The sequence below is a fragment of the Deltaproteobacteria bacterium genome (genome assembly GCA_009930495.1).
Taxonomy (GTDB): domain Bacteria; phylum Desulfobacterota; class Desulfovibrionia; order Desulfovibrionales; family Desulfomicrobiaceae; genus Desulfomicrobium.
In genome coordinates this window covers 1-1,525 of sequence record RZYB01000376.1, presented here as the reverse complement: position 1 = coordinate 1,525, position 1,525 = coordinate 1, and the positions used below count along the sequence as shown (strand labels likewise).

The following is a 1,525-nucleotide window of genomic DNA, read 5'->3' as shown; positions in this document are numbered from 1 at the left end:
GTACGCGGCATCAAGCACGGCAATCCAGACCTGCTGGCCGTTGATCGTAAACGGCGTGCCGTCGGCGTTGCCAATGACCGTGGCCTTGTCGTCGATGCGGGCGCCCCGGCCAATGGTTGAAATCGTAACCGCAACCGGAGCCGACCAGTCGGACCAACCGAGCGTCTGCCCCTGATGCTGGGCCGTGATCGTATACGCGGCCCCGCGCGTCAGGCCAGGGCTGGCGACGACGATGCTGGTCAGGCTATCGGATTCGCCGGAATCATAAACCGTTGTCCCTCCGGAATCCTTAATCACGTACCGGCTCTTGAGGTGCATGTCGGATTGCCCAACCGTGGCGAACGCGGACGTGGCGATGGTAACATTGGTTGGCCCGATCTCGGCATTGGCGACCGGCGTGGTGATGGTCGGCGCGACCACGGACGCGGGCAGAATGTCCAGGGCCACGTCGCGGGCGGACCCGTTGACGGTCACGGTCAACGCGTCAGCGCCCGACGTGGCCGGAGCCGTGTAGGTGATGGCGTCCCCGGAAATGGACGCCGCGCCGCTGGTCGCGGATACGGCGTAGATAGAAAACCCGTCATAGTTGGTGACGCTGATGGTTTTTGTCTGGGTGACGTAGATCGGACCGGGGGAGGAAAGGGCTGGTGCCGACGCCTGGGTGTACAGGTCGGCGACAATGCCGGCCGTGATCCGCTGTTCAAAAATAGTCTCCGGCGGCCAGGGTTTCGCGGGAGACCCTTCCTGGGCGCGAACAATCGTCAGTGTGTCGGAAACACGGGCGACAACCTTGACAATCTCCCATTCCACCTCGCGGCCGTCGACAATGCCCGCAAGAGTGGCCACAAAATAGTCGCCGGGGTCAAGGGTCGGAAACCTAGCTCCCTGTCCGGATTCCAGGACAATCGTCGTGTCGTCGATATCCACGGCCGCGGCCAGCTTGCCACTTGCGTTGTTCCCAAATAACTGCGCCATCGCCTAGTACTCCTTGCCCGTAACATAGAACTCGTCCTGCAAAATTCGACCGTCCCCAGTTGTCGCCGTCACCTCGATCTTGTACCTCACCCTGTCTCGTCCCTTGCGCAGCCATACGCGCACGGACGTGCCGTCGTGGTTGACGGACATCAATTCCATGTCCTCGGGGTCGCCCTGGGGCGCGATGGCCCCGGAGGCGCTGACCACCTCGTCGCCATCGGTCAGGTCGTCGGCGTAGCTAATCGTGTAGGTCTCTGTTTCGCGGGGCTGTTTGGTGTATTTTCCAAGTATTGCCATTGTCTCCCCGTTTTTTATGCGGATGTTGTCTTCATGGCCCTGTCGACGAACGGCCTGGCCATTGCCCGCTCAACGCGCGGTCTGCTCATGGTCCTCGCCGACGGGTCGCGAGCGGCTGGGTTGCCAATGGATTCCGCGACGCACAGTGCCGGGCACGGCACGTCGACAAGACCCATGTGCCCATACGACCCGGTCGAAAGCGCGTCCGCGAACGCGGCCATCGCGGCGGTGGCTCCATGTGCATGCGTGCACG

General features: G+C 62.6%; 2 protein-coding genes. Both read right to left on the bottom strand.

From position 1 onward, the window contains the following. Positions 1-975 (bottom strand): hypothetical protein (locus EOL86_14820; GenBank protein NCD26842.1); only part of this gene is annotated, 975 nt, incomplete at its 3' end. A gap of 3 nt (positions 976-978) precedes the next feature. Then, complete coding sequence (locus EOL86_14815) at positions 979-1,272, bottom strand: hypothetical protein (GenBank protein ID NCD26841.1); 294 nt, start codon at positions 1,270-1,272, stop codon at positions 979-981. Positions 1,273-1,525 lie beyond the last annotated feature (253 nt).